The organism is Burkholderia sp. S171 (genome assembly GCF_009766085.1).
Lineage (GTDB): Bacteria > Pseudomonadota > Gammaproteobacteria > Burkholderiales > Burkholderiaceae > Caballeronia.
On record NZ_LMUF01000052.1, the window covers coordinates 554,156 to 575,328 of the forward strand.

The 21,173-nt window shown below is 60.1% G+C and carries 19 protein-coding genes and 1 pseudogene; 8 read left to right on the forward strand and 12 right to left on the reverse strand.

Annotation, left to right across the window (positions count from 1 at the left end; all coding sequences use genetic code 11):
• Positions 1-22: 22 nt before the first annotated feature.
• The 4 genes from shc to GSQ93_RS31370 all read right to left on the reverse strand — a co-directional run bounded on the left by shc (position 23) and on the right by GSQ93_RS31370 (position 5,083).
• Entirely contained in the window at positions 23-2,002 is a 1,980-nt protein-coding gene (gene shc / locus GSQ93_RS31355; RefSeq protein WP_158939783.1) for a squalene--hopene cyclase, read from the reverse strand.
• Positions 2,002-3,285 carry a hydroxysqualene dehydroxylase HpnE gene (hpnE, locus tag GSQ93_RS31360; protein ID WP_158939784.1) on the reverse strand — a complete coding sequence of 428 codons (1,284 nt, stop codon included), beginning with the start codon at positions 3,283-3,285 and terminating at the stop codon, positions 2,002-2,004. The genes shc and hpnE overlap by 1 nt, the downstream gene beginning before the upstream one ends.
• Complete coding sequence (gene hpnD / locus GSQ93_RS31365; protein ID WP_158939785.1) at positions 3,285-4,130, reverse strand: presqualene diphosphate synthase HpnD; 846 nt, start codon at positions 4,128-4,130, stop codon at positions 3,285-3,287. Before hpnD ends, hpnE begins: the two co-directional genes overlap by 1 nt.
• A 239-nt stretch (positions 4,131-4,369) precedes the next feature.
• A complete protein-coding gene (locus tag GSQ93_RS31370; RefSeq protein ID WP_158939786.1) occupies positions 4,370-5,083 on the reverse strand; it encodes a response regulator in 714 nt (237 codons plus the stop codon).
• A gap of 191 nt (positions 5,084-5,274) precedes the next feature.
• Between GSQ93_RS31370 and GSQ93_RS31375 the strand changes: the two genes are divergently transcribed.
• The 5 genes from GSQ93_RS31375 (at position 5,275) to GSQ93_RS31395 (ending at position 12,465) form a co-directional block, all read left to right on the forward strand.
• On the forward strand, positions 5,275-6,483 hold the full coding sequence (locus tag GSQ93_RS31375) for an ABC transporter substrate-binding protein (RefSeq protein WP_158939787.1): 1,209 nt from the start codon (positions 5,275-5,277) through the stop codon (positions 6,481-6,483).
• A gap of 8 nt (positions 6,484-6,491) precedes the next feature.
• A complete protein-coding gene (locus GSQ93_RS31380) occupies positions 6,492-7,568 on the forward strand; it encodes an iron ABC transporter permease (RefSeq protein WP_158939788.1) in 1,077 nt (358 codons plus the stop codon).
• Positions 7,568-8,386: an ABC transporter ATP-binding protein gene (locus GSQ93_RS31385; RefSeq protein ID WP_158939789.1), complete on the forward strand. Its 819-nt coding sequence runs from the start codon at positions 7,568-7,570 to the stop codon at positions 8,384-8,386. Before GSQ93_RS31380 ends, GSQ93_RS31385 begins: the two co-directional genes overlap by 1 nt.
• Before the next feature lie 358 nt (positions 8,387-8,744).
• Positions 8,745-11,006 (forward strand): hybrid sensor histidine kinase/response regulator, encoded by a 2,262-nt coding sequence (locus tag GSQ93_RS31390; protein WP_158939790.1) that lies wholly within the window; start codon positions 8,745-8,747, stop codon positions 11,004-11,006.
• A gap of 196 nt (positions 11,007-11,202) precedes the next feature.
• Positions 11,203-12,465 (forward strand): hypothetical protein, encoded by a 1,263-nt coding sequence (locus tag GSQ93_RS31395; RefSeq protein WP_158939791.1) that lies wholly within the window; start codon positions 11,203-11,205, stop codon positions 12,463-12,465.
• Between the two features lie 87 nt (positions 12,466-12,552).
• On the opposite strand, the gene GSQ93_RS31400 is transcribed toward GSQ93_RS31395, so the two are convergent.
• Positions 12,553-13,107 carry an NADPH-dependent FMN reductase gene (locus GSQ93_RS31400; protein ID WP_158939792.1) on the reverse strand — a complete coding sequence of 185 codons (555 nt, stop codon included), beginning with the start codon at positions 13,105-13,107 and terminating at the stop codon, positions 12,553-12,555.
• Between the two features lie 827 nt (positions 13,108-13,934).
• Between GSQ93_RS31400 and GSQ93_RS31405 the strand changes: the two genes are divergently transcribed.
• Positions 13,935-14,222 (forward strand): DUF4148 domain-containing protein, encoded by a 288-nt coding sequence (locus GSQ93_RS31405; RefSeq protein WP_158939793.1) that lies wholly within the window; start codon positions 13,935-13,937, stop codon positions 14,220-14,222.
• 91 nt (positions 14,223-14,313) lie between these two features.
• On the opposite strand, the gene GSQ93_RS31410 is transcribed toward GSQ93_RS31405, so the two are convergent.
• From GSQ93_RS31410 to GSQ93_RS31425, 4 genes are all read right to left on the reverse strand, one after another.
• On the reverse strand, positions 14,314-15,642 hold the full coding sequence (locus GSQ93_RS31410) for a type II toxin-antitoxin system HipA family toxin (RefSeq protein WP_158939794.1): 1,329 nt from the start codon (positions 15,640-15,642) through the stop codon (positions 14,314-14,316).
• Positions 15,642-15,971, reverse strand: a complete 330-nt coding sequence (locus GSQ93_RS31415) for a helix-turn-helix transcriptional regulator (protein WP_158939795.1) — start codon at positions 15,969-15,971, stop codon at positions 15,642-15,644. Before GSQ93_RS31415 ends, GSQ93_RS31410 begins: the two co-directional genes overlap by 1 nt.
• Before the next feature lie 276 nt (positions 15,972-16,247).
• Entirely contained in the window at positions 16,248-16,394 is a 147-nt protein-coding gene (locus tag GSQ93_RS31420) for a hypothetical protein (RefSeq protein ID WP_158939796.1), read from the reverse strand.
• A 76-nt stretch (positions 16,395-16,470) separates the two neighbouring features.
• Entirely contained in the window at positions 16,471-17,436 is a 966-nt protein-coding gene (locus GSQ93_RS31425; RefSeq protein WP_158939797.1) for an AEC family transporter, read from the reverse strand.
• Positions 17,437-18,076: 640 nt separating this feature from the next.
• On the opposite strand from GSQ93_RS31425, the gene GSQ93_RS31430 reads away from it, so the two are divergent.
• Positions 18,077-18,643 (forward strand): lipocalin family protein, encoded by a 567-nt coding sequence (locus GSQ93_RS31430; RefSeq protein ID WP_158939798.1) that lies wholly within the window; start codon positions 18,077-18,079, stop codon positions 18,641-18,643.
• Between the two features lie 54 nt (positions 18,644-18,697).
• On the opposite strand, the pseudogene GSQ93_RS31435 reads toward GSQ93_RS31430, so the two are convergent.
• Positions 18,698-18,989, reverse strand: a pseudogene (locus GSQ93_RS31435) (H-NS family nucleoid-associated regulatory protein).
• A gap of 260 nt (positions 18,990-19,249) precedes the next feature.
• Positions 19,250-19,468 (reverse strand): hypothetical protein, encoded by a 219-nt coding sequence (locus GSQ93_RS31440; RefSeq protein WP_158939799.1) that lies wholly within the window; start codon positions 19,466-19,468, stop codon positions 19,250-19,252.
• Positions 19,469-20,099: 631 nt separating this feature from the next.
• Here GSQ93_RS31440 and GSQ93_RS31445 point away from each other — a divergent pair.
• Positions 20,100-20,822 carry a helix-turn-helix transcriptional regulator gene (locus GSQ93_RS31445; RefSeq protein WP_158939800.1) on the forward strand — a complete coding sequence of 241 codons (723 nt, stop codon included), beginning with the start codon at positions 20,100-20,102 and terminating at the stop codon, positions 20,820-20,822.
• A gap of 43 nt (positions 20,823-20,865) precedes the next feature.
• On the opposite strand, the gene GSQ93_RS31450 is transcribed toward GSQ93_RS31445, so the two are convergent.
• Complete coding sequence (locus GSQ93_RS31450; protein WP_254074151.1) at positions 20,866-21,132, reverse strand: hypothetical protein; 267 nt, start codon at positions 21,130-21,132, stop codon at positions 20,866-20,868.
• Positions 21,133-21,173 lie beyond the last annotated feature (41 nt).

A 21,173-nucleotide genomic window follows, 5' to 3' on the forward strand; every position in this document is an offset into this window, starting at 1 on the left:
GAAGCAAAGCCCGGTCGCGAACTCACATGCCCGCCGTCACGCGCGACGTACCGTCGCGCATCATGTTCCTGTACCGTGCCAGCGCCCAAAGCGGGAAGAACTTTCTATACCCGTGATACCGCAGATAAAACACCCTAGGAAACCCAGTCGCGGTAAATCGCGTCTCGTCCCACAAGCCATGTTCACGCTGCGTGGCATGCAGATACTGCACGCCCTTCGCCACCGCCGGATGATCGACAAACCCCGCCGCCATCAACCCGAGCAACGCCCACGATGTCTGCGAAGCCGTGCTCGGCGCCGCTTCATATCCACGATAGTCGAGCTTGTAACTCTCCCCGCCTTCACCCCAGCCGCCATCGGCGTTCTGGATGCTGATGAGCCATTGCCCGGCGCGCTGCATGCGGGTATCGGTGAGAGGCAATCCAGCCGCATTCAATGCACACAGCGCCGTCCACGTCCCGTAGATATAGTTCAACCCCCACCGCCCGTACCAGCTTCCATCGCGTTCCTGACCGCGCAGAATATAGTCGAGCGAGCGCTTCGCCGGCTCACTCGTCGCCGGCAATTCACCCAATTGCGCGAGCATCGAAAGACAACGCCCGGACACATCGACAGTAGGCGGATCGAGCAGCGCGCCGTGATCGGAGAAAGGAATGTTGTTGAGGTAATACTGCGTGTTCTCAGGCTCGAACGCGCCCCACCCGCCGTCGCTGCTTTGCATGCCGACAACCCATTCCCGCCCGCGTGCAATCGCTTCGCCATACAACGCGGTTCCGTTTTCACGATCGGCGCGTTCCATCGCCATCGCGACCACGGCGGTATCGTCCACATCCGGATAATGCGGATTCGCGAACTGGAACGCCCAACCACCAGGCCGGATATTCGGCCGGCGCGAGATCCAGTCGCCGCGTACATCGAGAATCTGCAGCGGCACGAGCCAGTCCAGTCCACGCGAAACGGCAGCGCGAGCGTTAGGCGTATCGGCTTCGAGCAACGCGTGCGCGACGAGCGACGTATCCCATATCGGCGATAAACACGGCTGGCAATATGCCTCACCGCCCGGCGCTTCATCGATAATCAAAAGCTTCTCGATCGACTTGCGCGCTATCGCCCGGTTCGGATGATCTTCCGGATAACCGAGCACGTCGTACATCATCACGGAGTTGGCCATCGCGGGGAAAATCGCGCCAAGACCATCTTCGCCATTCAACCGTTCATCGACGAACTTCACCGCCGCTTCCACCGCCCGTTGCCGCGTGTGGCGCGGGAACAGGGGATCAGCGGCGCGCAACACGGCATCCACGCAGCGGAACAACATGAACCAGCCCTGATGCTGATGCGGCGCACGCTCGGCCATGCCGGCGTTGACGGGGGCATCGAAGAACAGTTCATCAATTCGCACGTTCTTCGGATTGCGCGCTTTCGGCCGCTTTGCGTTGAGCACGAGCAGCGGCACGATCACGGTCCGCGCCCAGTACGACACCTTCGACAAATGGAACGGGAACCACTCGGGCAAGAGGGTGATTTCCACGGGCATCATGGGCACCGCGCGCCACGACACCACGCCGAACAGCGCCAGCAGAATCCGCGTGAACACGTTCGCTTTTTCCGCGCCGCCGGCCGCGATAATTGCGCGGCGTGCCCGCTGCATGTGTTCGGCCTCAGGCAAATCGCCAATCATCTTCAGCGCGAAATACGCCTTCACGGTGGCGCTGACGTCCATGGCGCCATCGGTGAAAAGCGGCCAGCCACCGTCCGCCCGCTGGATCCTGCGCAAGTACCGCGCGATCTTCGCTTCGAGTTCGAGATTCGGCGTTTCGGCAAGGTAATGCACGAGCAGCACGTACTCGGCGGGAATAGTGGCGTCGGCTTCGAGCTGATAAAGCCAGTAGCCGTCGGGATGTTGGTCGGCAAGAATGGCATCGGCAGCGCGCGCCACCGACGCTTCCAGCGCCGCCGCCGTCACCGGCTGGAGACCGGGCGGCTGGACAGTTTCGTTCATCAGCGTTGCACCGAGAAATCAATCGAGGGATTCATAAGCAGGTCCGCAGCCTTCTGGCCGGAGCGGATCGAGCCTTCTATCGTGGCCGGTAGCCCGTTGGCAATCCAGTCGCCGGCCAGCATCAGATTCGACCAGCGCGTACGCGTGCCCGGCCGGAGGTTTTCCTGGCTCGGCACAGCCGCAAAGGTCGCACGCTTTTCCGTCACAATTTGCCAAGTGGGCATGCGCTCAACGGGCAAGCGCGCCGCCTTCGCGACCTCTTGCCAGATGCTCTGCGCAAGCGTCTCGCGCGGGGTATCGAGGAGACGATCTGCCCCGCTGATGGTCACCGAAAGACGTCCATCGAACGCGAAGAGCCATTCAGCGGTGCCGTTCAGCAAACCGGTCATCGGCTCGAAGGCAAGCGGCGGATCAATAGCGAAATGCGCATTGACGATGGCGCGGAATTCGTTCGGCGCGGATAACCCAGGCACGAGTTGCTGCGCCACGTTTGGCGGCACGGCAAGCACCACGCCGTCGTGAAGACCGATGTCCACGCGGCCATCGTCGAAATCAAGCGACGTCACACGTGTCTTCGAATCCGTGCCGGCGAAACCGATCTCGCGCACCCGCGACCCGAGCTTGATCTCCGCGCCACCGTATTGCAGCAGGCGCAACGCGGGATCGATGAACGCATGGCCCAGCCCGTTGCGCGCGACCAGCGGCCGGCACGCCTGACCGCCGAGCAGCAGCGTTTCCTTCAGCACGTTGCCGGCGAGCACCGCGCTGCCTTCACGCGGATCCACATTCAGCACGGCCAGGAACAGCGGGTTGATCAGCGCGTCCCACAAGCGCCCGTTCGTGCGCATGGTTTGCTGCATCGTACGGCCGGGTTTGGCGAACAGCAGCGGCGCCAGCGACAGATAATCCGCGGGCATGGTGCCCGGAACGCGCGCGGCGGAATCGAAGATCCAGCCCGGCACGCGGCCCGGAGAAAGCTTCACCGTCCAGCGCGCGCCGCTGCGCAAATCCATGAACGGAAACTCGGGCTGGGTCGGGCCAACAAGTTCGTCGGCAGCGCCAATCGCCTTCGCATAGCTCAGCGTGGCGTGGTTGCCCGACAGCACCAGATGGTTGCCGTTATCAATCGTGGCGTTGAGCTTGATATCGAAGTAAGAACGGCAGCGGCCGCCCGCATGTGGCGCTGCTTCGTGCAGCACCACACGCGCTCCACGGCGCTGCAACTGGACCGCGGCGGCGAGTCCCGACAACCCCGCGCCAATCACATGAACGAGACGCGACATCAGAAAATATGTCGCGCGACGATCCACAGCAACCGCGAACGCGGCGTGCGGACGTGGTTGCGCGGGAGATCGAAGCCGCGCTTCAAATTCGCTTCAAGCACGCACCTGTATGCACCCGACATGATGCGCGGCGCCCGCACCTGAGCACGCGGCGCGGTAGCCATGATTGCGTCGGATTGCGCATAGTGGGACCGCGCACGATCAGCGAGCGTCAGGCAGACGCGCGGCAAGCGGGCATCGTTGACGATGGACGTAATGTCGGTCGTGGAAATACCTTCGCGCGACAGCAATTCACGCGGCAGATAAACCCGCCCAATGCCGGCGTCTTCATCGATGTCGCGAAGAATGTTCGTGAGTTGCAGCGCACGGCCAAGGTGGTGCGCGAGACGCCGTCCGGCATCTTCTTGCATCCCGAATATCCTCACTGATAACCGCCCGACCGCGCTCGCCACGCGGTCGCAATACAGGTCGAGCGTGGCTTCGTCGGGCGCGACGATGTCTTCGGCGGCGTCCATGGCCATGCCGTCGATCACGGCAATGAAGTCATCGCGGGAAAGATGAAAGGCCTGGATGTGTTGCGTCAACGCGGCCAGCGACCTGCGCGGCTTACCCGCGTAGCAATCGTCTATGTCCGCGCGCCATTGTTCGAGCGCGGCGGCGCGTTCGCCGCGCGGCAGCGTGCCGTCGGCAATATCGTCAACCGCGCGGCAGAACGCGTAGACCTGATACATGGCGTCGCGCTGCGCAGCCGGCAAGATGCGCATGGCGAGATAGAACGAACTACCCGACGTTACCTTGGCAACGTCGGGAGCAGGATCGTCGGCGATAAGATTGGAAACGGCCAAGACGGACTCCGCTGTGGCGCCCCCAAGGGCAGCAAGTGTTTTAGATCGGGCGCCGGACACCCAGCTTCATGGAACATGCTTTAAAGCTGAATGCAAGCCCGGCATGGCTTGGATACCGGCTTCAGGCGGCGTGCAAGCCATGCCGGAAGCGGCGAAAAGTATATCAAGTTTGTGGAGTGTTGCCCTGCGGCGGCCTGCGGCGTCCTTTCAACATGCTTGCCACGCAGCCTTCGCCGGCTTCAACCTTCGTACGAAACATCGGCCGTCAGCATGTATCCCTCGTTACGCACCGTGCGGATCAACGCGGCGCCGCGTGCCGTGTCCTTCAAGTGTTGACGCAGGCGGCTGATGCAGACATCGATAGAACGATCCAGCGGCGTATGGTTCTTGCCGAATACTTCGTCAAGCAGATAGTCGCGCGAAAGTGGCCGGTTGGGGTGATCGAGCAGCGTGCGCAGCGTCCGGTAATCGGAACCGCCGAGCGTGATCACCACGCTCTCGGGCGACAGCATCTGCTTCATGCGCGTGTCGAGCCGCCAGCCGGCGAACGTGATTCCCGCGATGGAATCCGCCGGCCGCGCATTGGGCATCGCCCGGCTGCGCCGCAATACCACCTTGATCTTCGCCACCAGTTCACGCGGGTCGAAGGGCTTCGGCAAATAATCGTCGGCGCCCATTTCCAGGCCGAGCACGCGGTCGAGCAGGCCACCGCGCGCACTCAGCATGACGATCGGAACGGTGCTGTTGCGGCGCAGTTCCCGCGTGAGATCGAGGCCGTCCTCGCCGTCCAGCATCAGGTCGAGCACGACAAGGTCAATGCGCGACGAATTGATGATCTGCTTCATCTGCGCGCCGCTTTTTGCGGCCTGTGCGCCGTAACCCATGCTGCCGAGGTAATCGAGCAGGAGCTGGCGGATGTTCGGATCGTCGTCGACGACGAGTATCTGGTCCATGTGTTCTGTCTTCTTGCCGTGAACGCTAAAACGCCGCGGCAGTGTGCCTGATTCCGCGATGGGCGTAGCGGCCAGATCCCGCGCCAACACATTCCATTACAAAACAGCCCCACTTCGATATATGCGCATTACATCGGCCCGCTAAAGTCTGTGTTGCAAATCGCAATCATTCTTATTCAGCAGGGTATCACATGTCGATTTTTGGATTTTTGTCGCTGAAACGCTTGGCCTGCGTGGCTTTTGCGCTGGCGACGCTCGGCGCGGGCGCGCTCGAGTACAGCGCCGCGAACGCGGCTGACGCGCCCGGAGCGGCGACGCTGGACGCGATGCAAACAGTCACCGATGTCGCCGGCCGCACGGTAAAGATTCCGGCGAATCCGCAGCGCATCCTGCTGGGCGAAAGCCGCTTGCTGATGGCCGTGGCGCTGCTCCAAGGGCAACATCCGTTGAAGAATATCGTGGGCTGGCAGGGCGATCTGCAGAGCCACGATCAGCAGACCTTCAACGCTTACGCCGCCAAATTCCCGCAGATCCGCGATATCCCGCTGATCGGCGGGGCAACCGAAGGGAGTGTCAGCGACGAGAAAGCGCTGAGCCTCAAACCCGATCTCGCGATCTTCACGTATGGCGGCGAAGGCCCCGGCCGATACAACGCGCTCGTCCAGCAACTCGAAGCCACGGGCACGGCGGTGGTGTTTGTCGACTTCCGTATCCATCCGATGCAAAACACGTTGCCGAGCGTGAAATTGCTCGGCGAAGTCCTGCATCGCAATGACGAGGCGAACGCTTATATCCGTTTTTATTCCGAGCATCTGGCGCATGTTCGGAGCGTGGTGAGCGGCGTGCCTGAAGCGCAGCGTCCGAAGGTGTTTATCGACTTGCTGGCGGGGGTGTGGGGCACGTGCTGCCACACAGCGGGCAACGGCAGCTACGGCGAATTTATCCAGGCGGCAGGCGGGCGAAATATTGGCGCGGGTTTGCTGCCCGGCGCGCTCGGCGACATCAGCATGGAACAGTTGATCGTCTCGAAACCTGACGTCTACGTAGCGACAGGTTCGTGGACGCGACCCGGCGTGCCGTCGGTGAGAGTCGGCGCGCTTACGAGCCAGCAGGACGCCGACCAGAGCCTCGCAGAGCTCATTGCAAGACCGGGTTTCGATGCCGTCAAAGCAATCCACGATGGCCGCGTGCACGGCATCTGGCACAACTACTACGACTCGCCGTACAACATCATCGCGATCGAAGCGCTGGCGAAGTGGATCTATCCGGTGCAGTTCAAGGACCTGAGCGTCAAGGCGACGCATGACGAGTTGTATCGCCGATTCCTGGCTGTTCCGTCCGATGGCACGTATTGGATCGATCACCCCGCGCCCGCTGCGGCGCCCCGGACAGCAGGATAAACGCGGCCATGTCGACATTCATTCCTGCCGACGGCTACGCGGCCGCCCGCGATGACAGCGTGGCCAGTTATAAGCGGCTGACGCGGCGGCGTATCGGCGGCTTGGTGATCGTTGGCGTGCTGATCGTTGCCGCGCTGTTGTTCGACTGCCGCACCGGGCCGTCGAGCCTATCTGTATCCACCCTGCTGCGCGCCGTGTTTCATCGCGGCCCTGTAGCGACGGATATCGATGTGATCGTCTGGCAGATTCGCCTGCCTTATGCCGTGATGGCGCTGCTGGTCGGCGCAGCGCTCGGCTTATCCGGTGCGGAAGTCCAGACTATCCTGAACAATCCGCTTGCGAGCCCGTACACGCTCGGGGTATCGGCGGCGGCGGCATTTGGCGCATCGCTGGCAATCGTATTGAACATTACGATCCCCGGCGTCGCGCAGGCGTGGGTCATCTCCGCGAACGCGTTCGCGTTTGCGCTGCTGTCGGCGTTCCTGCTCGATACGGTCGCGCGCTGGCGCGGCATGAGCACGGCGGGCGTGGTGCTCATGGGCATCTCGCTCGTGTTCTCGTTCCATGCGCTGGTCGCGCTGATGCAGTTCATTGCGTCCGCCGACGCGCTGCAAGGGCTGATCTTCTGGACGCTGGGATCATTGGCGCGGGCGGACTGGCCGAAGATCGGCGTGCTCGCCGTGGCCCTCGCGGTAGCCTTGCCGATGTCCTTATCGAACGCGTCGCGGCTCACGGCGCTGCGGCTGGGCGAGGATCGTGCGGCAAGCTTTGGTATCGATGTCCGGCGTCTACGGCTCGGCACGTTGCTTCGGGTCGCCGTACTGACGGCGCTGGCTGTGTCGTTTGTCGGGACCATCGGCTTTGTCGGCCTGATCGCACCGCACGTCGCGCGGGCGCTGTTCGGCGAGGATCATCGTTTCTATCTGCCAGGCAGCGCGCTGACCGGCGCGTTGATGATGTCGCTGGCATCGATTGCATCGAAGCTGATTATTCCGGGCGTGCTGATTCCAGTCGGCATCGTGACGGCGCTGGTCGGCATTCCGCTGTTCCTCGGCATTGTGATTTCGTCGCATGGAGAGCTCTGATGAACGGGCTTTCGATCCACGACCTGAGCGTGCGCTACGGCAAGCGCAGCGTCCTCGATTCACTCGGCGCCGGTCCCTTGCCGCGCGGCGAAATCACCGCGCTGCTGGGACCGAACGGGAGCGGCAAGTCCACGCTGCTGCGCGCGCTCGCCGGCCTCACGCGCGCGCAAGCAGGCACGCTGTCGCTCGACGGCGAAGCGCTTGCGCTGAGCGCATCAGGCGCTCGCTCGCATAGCGTGGTGTATTTGCCGCAAGCGCTGCCCGCCGGCGTGCGGCTGCAAGTGCTGGAGTCGGTGCTGGTTGCTTATCGCGCGACCCGTCATCCGTCGTATGGCACGCAGCGCTCGACGCAAGATGACCTCGTGCATGCGCATGGCGTGCTGCAGCGGTTGGGTATCGAATCGCTGGCAACGCGCTTACTCGATGAGCTCTCGGGCGGTCAGCGGCAACTGGTTGGTATCGCGCAGGCGTTGGTACGCGATCCGCAAGTGCTGCTGCTCGACGAACCGCTCTCCGCGCTCGACCTGAACCACCAGTTCCACGTGATGCGCACGCTGCGCAGCGAGACGCGTCATCGCAACATGGTGACCGTGGTGGTGCTGCACGACATCAACACCGCTTTGCGTTCCTGCGATAAGGCAATGTTGCTGCACGGCGGCCGTATCGTCGGGTTCGGCGTCCCCGCCGAAGTCGTGACGCAAGCGAGGCTCGAACAAGTGTTCGGCGTGGTCGCGCGTATTGAGCCGTGTTCGCAAGGGCATATCCAGGTTTTGATCGACGACCTTGCGGACCGGCCGCGCGCCGCCAGCCCGGTTTAGTCGGAACGTCCCGTCGTTGCCCTGCCCTGACCGCCGGTAAAGCCGATAATTCCTCGCCAACTTTACTCGGTCCGGCGCTTTTTACCGCCCTCTCCCCACTCTCCCGAGACGTCACCCCTCCTCAATCCCCGCGCTTTAAACGTCGATACCGTGTGTTTGGCAGAACATCGATTCATCGGTTGAAAGGCACGATTTATGCATGCCTTTTCTTTCCCGAGCGCGGGCGATGAACAGGCGATGAACAATTGAGCGGCTAAAATGCATGCAATTACGCATGCTGCAACCACCGCGCTCATCGTGCATAAATCGTTGATAAAGATGCTGCGCTCAGCCTTTCACATTTGAACGACGACTCACCATGACGCCTCAACGCGAGGAACCGGGCGCTGACCATTGGCAAGACGAGCCGCCATTCCCCGTTGTACCGGAGCGTAACTTCGCTGCCCAGCGCATGACGCTCCGGGTCCTGCTGATCGCCGCCATTGTCCTGCCCTGCCTCTATGTGGCGGCCATGTCATGGAGCGACCTGAAAGGGCGCGAGGCCGACGCCGCCGAGGTGGTTGACCGCAACGCGCACGTCGCTGAAGAACACGCGCTGAAAGTCTTCGACATGAACGAGACGCTCAACGCCCGCGTGATCGACCTGATCGACGGCGTGGACGACGACACCCTGCACCGCGAAGAACTCGCCGTTCACGACAAGCTCGTGGCGATGGGCGGCGGTTATCCGCAAGTGGCGTCGGTGAGCATTATTGGCGCGGATGGCCGCCTGATTGCCACGAGCCGCATTTACCCCTCGCCGGATGTATCGATTGCAACCCGCGACGACTTCGTCGGCATCCGCGACAACAAGATGTTTGAGAACGTCTCCCGCGTGATGCTCGGCAAGGTCGCGGGAGAAACTGTGTTCAACACGGCCGTGCCGCGCAAGACCCCGGATGGCCGCTTCGATGGCATTGTCACCGTCGCGCTTCGTCCGAGTTATTTCGGCGCGTTTTACCGAGAGTTGCTGGGCGAAAACTCGACCGTATCGCTTGGCCTCACACGCGTTGACGGCGCCGTGCTCGCCTGGTATCCCACGCGGCCGCCCAATCGCATGGATCTTGCCGCCAGTTCGCCGTTGCGCGAAGCGTATGCCTCCGGAGAGCGGAACGGCGTCGTGCGGATGCGCTCAGGGCTCGACAACGAAATGAAGATCGTGGCGTTTCGAAAGGTGGGAAATTATCCGGTGTATGTCTCCAGCGGATATCCCCTCGCAACCATCTGGGCTGCGTGGTATCGGCATGTCAGCGTATTGATGTTGTCCTTGTTCGCCCCGTGCGTGGTGTTGTGGGGCGTGATCTGGTTGTCGCTGCGCCGCCTCGCCAATGAAGAAGATGCCTGGGAGCGCTGGCAGGCGGAAGCATCGATGCGCCGTTCGATCGAATCGGCTTACCGGCAGGCGCGCAAGATGGAAGCGCTGGGCAATCTGGTCGGCAGTGTCGCGCATGATTTCAACAACCTGCTGATGATCCTTTCAACGAACGTCCAGATTGTCCGGCGACGCGGCGCGACGGGATTGGATCGTGAGTTGTCGGCCATGGAACGTGCGCTTAAAAGCGGCCAGTCGCTGACGCGCCAGTTGCTGGGCGTCGCCCGCAAGCAGCCGCTGCGCAACGAGACTATTGCCATCGGCAAGTGGCTGCCGGCCTGCCGTGAACTGCTGAAAGCGTCGCTGGGCGCGAAGGTTGCGCTGAATCTGGAAACGACTAACGACGTGTGGCCGGTTCGTGTCGATGCCGCCGAACTGGAGCTTGCGCTGATCAACGTGGCCGTGAACGCCCGCGACGCCATGCCGAGCGGCGGCACCTTTTCGGTGCGCGCAGACAACGTGCATTTTCGCCACGAGGACGGCTTTCCGATCATCGGCGAATTCGTGCAGTTGACGCTGGAAGATACCGGCGCAGGCATGGGTCCCGACGTCCTCGGCCGCGCGTTCGAACCGTTGTTCACCACCAAGTCAAAAGGCATGGGGACCGGGCTGGGCCTGCCGCAAGTGTTCGCGTTCTGCGAGCGGGCGGGCGGCGTGGCGACTATCGACAGTGCGGTTGGCGCAGGCACGTCGGTGCGTCTCTATCTGCCGCGCGCGAGTGCAATTGCACCCGAAGCGCTCGACACGCAACATGACACGGCCACAACCGGCGAATCGCACGGGCTGCGCGTGCTGCTGGTGGAAGATAACGAAGAAGTTGCTGCAGGCACCGAAGCGTTGTTGTCGATGATGAATCACGACGTCACGCATATCTTCAATGCGGACGGCGCGATCGCCGTGCTGGAGGCGGCCCGTCGCGACGTCGCCAATGACGGTGCGCTGCCGTTCGACGTCGTGCTCTCCGATATCCACATGCCGGGCAAACTGAACGGCATCGACCTGGCCGAGATCCTGCAAAGCTGGACGCCGCGCGTGCCGGTGATTCTTGTCACGGGTTATGCCGAAGAACTGGACCGGGCGCGTCAGGTCGATGCGCGTGTGCTCTCCAAACCGTTCGATATCGCCCTGCTCGATTCGCTTCTGCAAGCCATTCGCGAAGACCTGAGCGCACGCGCCGACAATCGCGAACACGGCGAAGCGCCGCACTGAGCACAAGCGCCTTTTTCCACATGGTTTGTAAAAACATCCGCTCGCCGGTGGGTGCGGGGCGGGATCGCGTTGGGCGGTCAACGGCGTTGCAGCGCGCACGCCCGCGACCCGGCACGCGAGTTGCGAGTCTGTGAAGGAATTGCGGCGAATCCGTCTGATGCATCGCCACTCAATCCAGGCCACCCAGGAGGCAGCCATGCGACACACAGTTATTGGTATCTTCGATACCTACGACCAAGCCGAAGTGGCGCGCAGCGCACTGGTAGCGTCGGGGTTTGCGCGTTCCGACGTCGAACTCCAGGCCGCGCCGGACCCATCCTCGCCCGGTGACCCCGCGCTCGCGTCGGGCATTGGCATTGGCCAGCCGCCTGAAACCGGCGGCGTGCTGGCAAACATCGAACGCTTCTTTTCGATGCTGTTCGGGGGCCGCGATCAACCGCCCGAAGTGGCGCATTACTCCGAGGCCGTGCGGCGCGGAGCGGTGCTGGTGGCCGTCGATACCGCCACCGAGACGCTCGCCGATACCGCGCGCCAGACGCTGGCCGAACAAGGCGCAATCGATATAGACGAACGCGCGGCTAGCTGGGGCACGCTGAATCATTCACGCACGGGAGCACCGGTCGCCGATGAAGCCGCGAGCCGCGATCATTCGCTGCTCGACGAACTCGGCTTGGGCACGGGCAGCGCGGTGCCGGGACACGCGCCGGTGAATCCGGCAGTGGATCCGCTTGACCCCGTTCGCGCCGACGTCAACCGGGATGCAAGCCGGGTACGCGCTTATCCGCATGCGGATCGTGACGATCCGGCTGTGCGGCCGCTCGACCCGATCAGCCCGTTGAGTCCGGTCAGCCGCGATGACTTTGCCGGCGAAAGCGATTCCACTTATCGCACGACTGGCGGCGAACCGATGACTAGCGGCACGGCTTGGCGTGACACGAACGAGACAACATTGCGCGCAGCGGGTGCGGAAGATCCGTTGACCGGAACAACGCCCGCGCAAGGCTGGCGCGCTGTGGATCCTCTTGATCCGCTCGATCCGCTCGATGAAACCGAATCGTCGGCTCGAGTGGGTGCCGCTGGCGCCATGAGCGCGACGGGTTCGCCGGTGCCGGGTACGCTGAGCCAAACCGGTGACTCATCGCTTGGGACACATGCGAGCACGCGAAGCACGATGCCGGACGAGTACATGGAATACGAAGACGAGTTCCGCACGGACTACGAGTCGAAGTACGCGGCGACGGGTACGCGTTACGAAGAGTACGAGGAAGCGTATCGATACGGCGTGACAGCGGGCAGCGACGAGCGCTATCACCGCCGCAACTGGGACGATTCGATGGAAACTGAACTGCGCCGCGATTGGGAAGGCCGTAGTTCAGGCGGCCATGACACGTGGGAGCGGTTCAAGCTCGCGGTGCGTCATGGCTGGGAGCGGGTGACGGGGCATCAACATCACCTGTAACTCTTAGTGCTTGTTGTTTGACAACGTTTGAAACGTCAACGGCCCGCTTTAGCGGGCCGTTGACGTTTTGCTGACGGGTTTTGCAGGCTAAACCGTCGCGAGGCGCTGAACCCATGCAACGTATTTATCGACGAAATTTTGCAGGAACTTGCGCGTGTCCTCACTCACGATCGTGCCGCTGGCATCGATACGGTTTAGATCGTGCTTGACGAACATCTCCGGATGACCGATGAGAGGGACATCGAGGTACGCGAGCACATTTCGCAGATGCGCCTGCGCGAGCGCCGTGCCCGTTGCGCCCGGTGACGTGCCGAGCACCGCGCCCGGCTTGTTGCCCCACGCGCTGTGGCCCCACGGCCGCGAACCCCAGTCCAGCGCATTCTTCAGCACGCCGGGAATCGAGCGGTTGTATTCCGCCGTCACGAATAGCAGGCCATTCGCCGCCGCTATCTTTTCCTTGAAGGTTCGCGCGACTTCGGGAAAGTCGCTGTCGTAGTCCTGGCTATAGAGCGGCAGGCTCGCGATATCCAGAAACTCGAACGAAAAATCCGGCGGCGCAAGCGACACCACCGCATGCGCAAGCTGCTTGTTGAATGAGTCTCGGCGAATGCTGCCAACAACAACCGCAATCTTGTAGGTCATGGCTTGTCCCGGTGACTGAATGAAGCGGAATGATGAACTGCATCCACGAATGTGATGCGCGCCAGCCGACCCATCATAGGCGTTCGACCGGGGCCAAGGCTATCGGAATTGGGTCGGATTGACGTGCGGACCAGCGTCTGGCGATGCCCATTCTTGTCGCCGTCTTGCTCCATTCTGCTGCGAGATGGGCGTTTCGATCGATACCGGGCGACAGCCCCGTTTCAAGCCATTTTCGAGATGATTTCCACAAAGTTGTCCACAGAAACTGTGGACAACTTTGTGGATGTTTAATAATTCGCACTAAACCGCCCAAGGTTTGGCGGAATAGGGCTAGACGCGTGACGAAGACCGTTAAAAGCGCGGTTATCGGAGCGTTAAATCAGACGTTATTGACCGAAGAACACATTGCATTGCGACGGCGGACCTTGGCACGTCGATGACTGTGAATTGGCGTTGGTAGCAGCGCCGGCAGTACCTGCGACAGCGAACAAAGCGATAACGGCGAACAGGGAAAGTATGCGTTTCATGAGATACCTCGGTGAGTTGGCAACGATCGAGCCGGATCGGTGAACCGAGAATATCGATTAAGCGGATGCAGAAAAATGCCGATGTAAGGAATTCATCCTTACCGAAAACGCAAGGATTGGCATGCTGCGGGCCGATCAGCGACCGATCATCTCTCGCGTGAAGACACAAAACTTCACATTCATGCGCGATGGACAACAATATGTTTTCTCAATCGACATTGGTCATCGATAGCGATGTGAATAGACTGCTTCACATCGATGGCGTGAAACGCGCCATCTCCAAACAGTCAAGGGTTCATCATGAAACGCGCGCTTATCGGAAGTTTGTTTGTCGCCGTGCTGGTCTCATCGGCACCTGTTTTTGCCCAATCCACCGACACCGTTCAGCAAAACGCCTACGCGCCGAGAACGCGGGCCGAGGTGAAGGCGGAACTGATCGCCGCCCAAAAGAGCGGCGAGCTCGACGCGATCCATTCGGAAAGTTATCCCCAGTTGTTGCCGTATCAAACAGCGCGCTTTGAACGCGTCACATCGGGAACGGATACGACCGTGACGCAAGCGAATGGTCTGCGCGTCAGCACGCAATGAGCGCAACGGGGGAAGGCGTAACGCGGCGGACGGAATTGTTGACTTCGCGTTAGCGGTGGAAGGTCGCTCAGAGGGTGAGCGGCTTACATGTCTAACGTGCCTTGTGCGAGAACGGCCCGTCAAGGCTCGCGTAGGGGTTGGGTTCCTTGCGACGCTCCGGCTCGTTTGAGTCTGACAGTCCAGCCTGCTCACGCAGGGGCGCAGGCACACTCTTGCCGGGTTTGGCATCAGGCCTGATGTCTTCAAGACCTTGCGCCCAGGCATCGAGCATTCGTTTGGCGACGTCTTGAAAGCCAGGGAAACGGTCGACAGATTCTCGTACAAGGGGCAGGACAGCCTGCACGGCCGCGGTGACGCGCTCCACGCTATCCGTCATGTCGGCCGAAGTCAGGCCTAGCCACGCGCCGCCGTAACGTACAAGCGCTTTGCCCGACGCCCATACACGCTTGCCGTACAAAGGCAACGCTGGAAGATTCGTCCTGTAACGCGGATAGACCGTCACCGTAACGATGTCATAGACCGGGGCAAGGCGGACATCGTCCGCGCTCGTGTAAGTCACGGCGAAATTCTTCAGGTGTGCATCCGCATTTCTCAGCGCAATGTTCAAGAGGTGCAGCGTAAAGAGCTTGCGAGCGCTTTCCTTGACGTGGCCACCGAGGCTGAATTCCTGTGTCAGTTTAGCCAGGTCTTCAAGGGTTCCCTTGCGATACTTCTCGATAGGATCCAAGCCCTTCAATGCGCAATAATCTTCGACAGCCAGCCACTTGCCGCCTTTCGTGCGGTCGAATCGGCGGATAGCGAGAACCTGACCGTCATCCGAGAGCCTCGTTTCCGGGACCTCCAGTCCAGCCTGGCGCGCGACCTCGAGGCAGAGGTATTCGTTGACGGATAGCCAGGGAATATCGTCGAAACCCGTCTTCAGGATAAATTCTCCCGTCCAGACGGTTGCCTTGTCCTCGCGTCTGGCCAGCGCCTTCGGCATGACACCCGAAATGCCCTGTGTCACCCCCTCATCCAGAAGATGCAGGAGGTTCTCGCGCGAGTCAGTGGACGCGAGCAGATCCGATATCTGCAGGTTACCGCCCACTGCTCCAGGCGAGATGCCGCGCGGCACGACTTGAACTCGCCCAATACTGGTAGCACCGGTTAGTGCAAGCAAACCCATATCGGTTACATCCGCATGCGGACCCAAAGTTTCGCGAATGCGGTCTTTCTTGTAGCCCTCAGGCAGGTTCATCTGAAAAAACGGATGAAGTCCTTTTTTCCAGACATAGGACTCGGCGCGAACCGGCATCAGCAGCGAAACAAGGTTCTCCGCCGGGACGTCAGGAAGGTAAGTGAACACACCGCTGCCGGCCTCTTCCGTCAGGGTGCCAACGAGCTTCGAATCGACGTAAACATCGAGGACGGGTCCGCTCATTAGGACGCCTTGCCGGCATCGGTTTTCATGAGACGCTGACCCGTGCCGGGCCGTACCCGCTGGCGCGAGGCGGGGGCACGATCGTCTGCTGACTCGCTGAGTACGTCATCGAGCGTTCGTCGGTGACCCGCCGGCCGCACGAACGTCTCAAGTCCAACTGCGTTGAAAAGGCTCATCATCTTGACCGCACCCAACTCGGCCAACGCGCCCGTCTCAAAGAGACTGATGCGTGCACGTTGAACGCCGCTACGCTGCGCGACTTCCCCTTGAGTCAAATTTGCCTCAATTCTGGCCCGCTTGAAGGCTCCACCCAATTCGGCAAGGTTCATGTTTAATATACCTTACATTAATTGCCATTTAAGTCTTAACGTATTCTATACGAAACATTACCCGTCCGCATGTTAATGTTCAATATAACGAACACAAATGGTAAATAGAAATTTTATGTTCTTTATATTGAACATTAACTGACGATCGTAACGGTATTTCGGGATCGACTGGCCCGTCTCCACGCGATACGGGCAGCAGATGCGGATAGCGGCTTCAGAACGCCTTGCGGACGGCTCGATCAGCTACTTCGAGCCGATGGGATGCCCGACCGGCGGTTAACGCGGGTGGGCGTTTGCGATCGCGCCACGCGATGCAAGTGTTAGATCGATGCCTTGCCATTTGAATGTCGAAACGCCGAGCGCAATGCAGCCCACGAACGTCATCACGAACACCAGCAGCATGATCCTGGTTTTCAAACCCACGTGTGTCCTCATGGTCTGGAGCAGATAAATTCTATGCTTCCCGTTTCACGAGAACACAGCCTTTCGACATCCGCTCTCAACTCAACGCAGCAAGGCACACCGTGACCGTGATCAGCGAAATGACGGTGGAAAACAGAATGGTGCTGGACGTCACTGCCGCTTCCCGCCGATAAAACTCCGCCAGCATGAACGGCCCCGTCCCCGTGGGTAACGCGCTGAGAATGACTGCCGTCTTCGCCCACAACGCGGGCAACGCGAACACATGAAACGCCAGCCACCCAGTCAGCAAGGGTTGCGCTACGAGCTTGGCGAAGACCAGCGCCGTGGTGGTCTTCAACTTCACTGCGCCGCCTTCTGACTTCTCGCCAAGGAATAGCCCAAGCGCCACGAGTGCGCACGGACTTGCCGCTGCACCCAGCAACTTGAGAAACGTGTCAGCACCACCCGAGATAGTGAGCCCCGCTCCACTGCATAGCCAGCCCGCGAACGGCGCGAACAACAAGGGATTGGTGATCAGCGACCTGAGCACCTTGCCGAACGTGGCGCCCCATCTCTTATCCGTCTGCAAACCCAGTTCTATCAACACGATACCTACGGCGAACAGCACGCATACCGTGAGGATCGTTGCAATCACTGCGGGCGCAAGGCTCGCGTGACCAAAGGCGAGCATGCATAACGGCAAGCCGATAAAACCCGTATTCGGATAAGGATAAGCGGCGTTGAGACCGTCAAGGCTGGCATCGGCGAGATGACGTGACTGCTTTAATCGAATCAGCACGGTCAGCAGGAATACTCCGCCCGCACCCAGACCAAACACAGCGATGAACGCAGGCTGATCGAGCGTATGCCATGGCGTGGTCGCCATGATGTCGAAGAGCAGCGCGGGCAATGCCAGATAAACCACGAATCGATTCAATTCCGACGACGCATTCGGCCCCAGCCGATTGGTCTTGCGACACGCGTAACCCGCAAAGATCAACGCGAACACAGGAAGGATGATTCTGAGAAGTGGTGCGAAAAGCGACGAGACCAGCGACGACATGAGCAGCGGAGCCAAGTGAACGAGGCCAAGAGCATAGCGGCTGAATTCGCTTGCCGCAGAGCGAACTTTGTAAAGGTGAGCGATTTCGGGAGTCGCGCGAGGTGAGTTGCATGACCTGACAAAAACTCACGCTTCACCTTATTTGCAAGTATCGCTAACTAGATCGGGGAGGTAACCGGGCTTCAACAAGTGCCTGAGGTATACCGCTGTGAGGCTTTATCTATAAGGCCTTTACGGCTTTCCCTCTAGCTCGCTCCGGGATCTCCTAGTGGTTCGCAGAGGTGACACGCGACACAGTTTCGCTGCTCTGCTCGCGTCAGCGTGAAGTGAGTTACAGGTGAGTGACGCTATAGGTGAGGTTATACGGGAGGGTGATCCTGCGATGTTGAGAAAGCACATGAAGAGCATCGAGCAAGTCTTGGGGCGTATTGCATGCAACACGTTAAAGTGTTCTCCATCAATGAGTTGCGACCTGTTGTTAAAACAGTTGTCATGGCTGCAGGTGCGCTTTAAGTGCTTGCTGGCAGTGCTTTCCGATGACTTCGTCATGCTATAGGTGAGGCTATGCGGGACCTGGAAGTAACGGAATGAAGCTTGCTCATACAGCGACGCGTACCGCTTAAACACACCGAGGACCATTATGAAATTCAAACGATCCGTCACCATCGGCACAACGGCTTTGCTGGTGATCGGCGGACTGGGCCTGCTGGCCGCTTGCACAATGGGCGGCAGCAACAAGAGCGGCAACGCGCATGTGCCCGAGCCTGCGAAGCCGGTCGATCTCGATCGTTACCTGGGTCACTGGTACGAATTTGCACGCTACGAGAACCGCTTCGAACGCGGTTGCGAAGCGGTCACGGCGAACTATGCAAAGCGCGATGACGGCTTGGTCTCCATCATCAATTCATGCCGGACTGGCGGAGTGAACGGCGCATTCAGGTCGTCCGAAGGGAAGGCGAAGATCGTGCCGGATTCGAACAATACGAAGCTGAAAGTGTCGTTCTTCGGACCGTTTTACGTGGGCAATTACTGGGTGCTCGATCACGCCGATGACTACACGTGGTCCATCGTCGGCGAACCAAGCGGCAAGTACCTGTGGATCCTGACGCGTGAAGCGAAACCATCGGCTGAGCAACGCACGGCATTGGTCAATCGCGCACGCTCGCTCGGCTACGACGTGACGTTGTTGCGAGAGACGCTGCATTGAATGCATCACGCGTGAATCTTTGCGACGCTCTCGCGCGAGGTGCTCAAGCACCGATCACGCACCGATCAGGAAGCGTTCCTTGTTGCGCCCTGCCAGCCAGCCGGGTGGACGCCCGCGTCCGCTCCATGTCACGCCGGTCTTCGGATCCCGGCACTTCGGCGGCAACGGCGCCTTCCTGGAAGGCCTGCCGCGCCTCGCTGAAAAACCCAGTTCTGCCGCGGTCAAGTCGTAGTCAACGATCTGCGCTTGATATCTTCAATCACAGCCTCGACTTCATTCTGCTGTGCAATCGCAACTTCCTTGTGCAGTTTTCAAGTTGTGCGGTCAGTTGCTTATAAGTGGCCATAAGCTGCTCTCTGCGGTTCGGCATGCGCCCGAATTGAACATGGCGTGTAACGCCAGTTATCGGATCTTACTCGTCACCGTTTAGTCGTCGAGGGAGTCATATAGATGGCGCTCGAATACGGCTGCTATCGGAAAGGGTTCTACGCTGCGTCGGCGGATCATTTAAGCACGCCAGAAATGAGCTTCGAGGGAAGATTTACCTCAGCTTGTAACTCCGTGATACGAAACGGGAATTCAGACCAACTAACACATACACCCGCTTCAAACCAGCGAGCAGTTCAATCCGATGCTGGCTTCAAGCCGCTCGAGCCGTTCATTGATTCGCTGCATGCGAGATTGCTGCGCGGGCACAAGCGCACTGGATGCGACCAAATCAACCCGGTTACGCCAGTAAGACAAGGGGATGCGATCGTCAGTGGAGATTCTTCCGATTACCTGCTCCAGATGGAGAATATCCGTTTCAATTTGCCGATGGTTCATTCACTACTCCAAGGTAGATGTTATTTTTACTTTTTTATGAAACAAGTTCGGGACGACACACGGAACAGATAACCGTTTCCGGTGTCATAAACTGGATGCTCTGAAGTTCACACATGCGCGCTGCGCGCCGCCGGAGGTGGCAGCACAGGCCGTTGAAGGACTTCGCATAGAGTAACTAAACGGGCGGGGTGTTGTACATTCCGCAAATGCGGAACAGTAAAAATGCAATAAGGCCGACGTTTCAGATCGGCAAATTATCCGCATCACGGGGAGAAAATGGATGCCATTTGAAAGCGACCAATATGACCAGACTGTTAACGATATATATGGAACGCTTACGCACCCTCACGGGTGGGCTGCGGTATGTGCAGCGATCGCCGGCTTGATTGGGGCACGCGCAGTCTCGATATCCGTAAGCGATAAGCAGCCCGCTAATGTTCATTCCGAGAGTTTCGGAAATCGAGAAAATACCGATTATTACGGCACCCCCGGATATCAACCGGCAGGACCGCCGGAGAATCCAATTGAATCGTTTGCGCGCTGCGAATCGGATCAGAAAAGTGCTGAGCCCGGGAAGGTAAGCGCGTCGGGATATGTTTCAATTCGGCCTATTCTCGATTCTGGAGAGTCGTTGATCACGCTGGTCTGCGAGTTTGTATCGGAAGGGGCGGCTCTTATCGGGTCCGAGCCGCGCTGGCTCGATCGCCTGATGCCCCATCTTTCGCGCGCTGCACGACTCCAGGACGCACGTTATTTCGCGGCGCCCGGGCATTTCGTGCGTGTTCCCTTTCTCGACGAATGGCGTCAACCGGCCATGCTCGTCGCACTGACCGGAAAGGTGCTCCGCTTTAACGACGCAGCCGCGCAGATGCTGGGGCGGACCCGGTTGGTTCAGGTCGTCGACGGCACGCTCGAACTGCAGGGCGCGGCGCAACGCCGGATTCTGGACAGTTGTCGGGCGGCGGCGGACGTGACACCGGCGTACAAGATGCTTCGGCTGACGGAGCAGCACGGTCAAGACGCGCTCTACGTGTTTTATCACCCGGTCGCAGTGAGCCGCGGGCACGCCGCATTGCTCACGTTCTATCACCCGGATTCACCACCTATTGTCGATCCCGATCTGCTCGCGAGCGCGTTCGACCTCACGCCGGCTGAGTGCCGCGTGGCTTGTCATATCGCGGAAGGGCGTACGCCGAAGGAGATAGCCAACCAGACCGGCGTACAGCACGACACCGTGCGCAAGCAGTTGCAAGCGATCTATCAGAAGACGGCAACGAATCGGCAGGTCGACCTGATTCGCCTGCTGCTCAACCTGCCCGCGCATCCGGCGCCGGATTGTCCGTCGCCGGCTTAGAAGTTAGAGCTTTGTAGAGCCTTGGTTGGACAAAGCCCCGCCGTTACTTCGCCCTGCACGCGATCAACAAGCTGTTCTGGCCGTTGTCGCTGCTTTGATCGAGGACGTCGTAACTGCCCGCGCACAATGCGCGGGCATTTTCCTGGCAATTGCTCCAGCCGCCGTTAGACGGGCACTGGATCATGGAAGTCGGGCGGCCATCGGATGAAAAGAGCGGCGGCGCGCTGCTGCACGCAGACAATACCGACACCGCAGCCGCAAGCGGCAACAGCGCCAGAAAACGCGATGCTCGTACGCTGGAAATCTTCATCCGGAACCCCTTTTTAATGCTGTTTTTATTGATTCCGCGAG

Coding starts and splice junctions, on each gene's coding strand:
- shc (WP_158939783.1), bottom strand. CDS start 2,002: ATGAACGAAACTGTCCAGCCGCCCGGTCTCCAGCCGGTGACGGCGGCG.
- hpnE (WP_158939784.1), bottom strand. CDS start 3,285: ATGTCGCGTCTCGTTCATGTGATTGGCGCGGGGTTGTCGGGACTCGCC.
- GSQ93_RS31370 (WP_158939786.1), bottom strand. CDS start 5,083: ATGGACCAGATACTCGTCGTCGACGACGATCCGAACATCCGCCAGCTC.
- GSQ93_RS31375 (WP_158939787.1), top strand. CDS start 5,275: ATGTCGATTTTTGGATTTTTGTCGCTGAAACGCTTGGCCTGCGTGGCT.
- GSQ93_RS31380 (WP_158939788.1), top strand. CDS start 6,492: ATGTCGACATTCATTCCTGCCGACGGCTACGCGGCCGCCCGCGATGAC.
- GSQ93_RS31385 (WP_158939789.1), top strand. CDS start 7,568: ATGAACGGGCTTTCGATCCACGACCTGAGCGTGCGCTACGGCAAGCGC.
- GSQ93_RS31390 (WP_158939790.1), top strand. CDS start 8,745: ATGACGCCTCAACGCGAGGAACCGGGCGCTGACCATTGGCAAGACGAG.
- GSQ93_RS31395 (WP_158939791.1), top strand. CDS start 11,203: ATGCGACACACAGTTATTGGTATCTTCGATACCTACGACCAAGCCGAA.
- GSQ93_RS31400 (WP_158939792.1), bottom strand. CDS start 13,107: ATGACCTACAAGATTGCGGTTGTTGTTGGCAGCATTCGCCGAGACTCA.
- GSQ93_RS31405 (WP_158939793.1), top strand. CDS start 13,935: ATGAAACGCGCGCTTATCGGAAGTTTGTTTGTCGCCGTGCTGGTCTCA.
- GSQ93_RS31410 (WP_158939794.1), bottom strand. CDS start 15,642: ATGAGCGGACCCGTCCTCGATGTTTACGTCGATTCGAAGCTCGTTGGC.
- GSQ93_RS31415 (WP_158939795.1), bottom strand. CDS start 15,971: ATGAACCTTGCCGAATTGGGTGGAGCCTTCAAGCGGGCCAGAATTGAG.
- GSQ93_RS31425 (WP_158939797.1), bottom strand. CDS start 17,436: ATGTCGTCGCTGGTCTCGTCGCTTTTCGCACCACTTCTCAGAATCATC.
- GSQ93_RS31430 (WP_158939798.1), top strand. CDS start 18,077: ATGAAATTCAAACGATCCGTCACCATCGGCACAACGGCTTTGCTGGTG.
- GSQ93_RS31440 (WP_158939799.1), bottom strand. CDS start 19,468: ATGAACCATCGGCAAATTGAAACGGATATTCTCCATCTGGAGCAGGTA.
- GSQ93_RS31450 (WP_254074151.1), bottom strand. CDS start 21,132: ATGAAGATTTCCAGCGTACGAGCATCGCGTTTTCTGGCGCTGTTGCCG.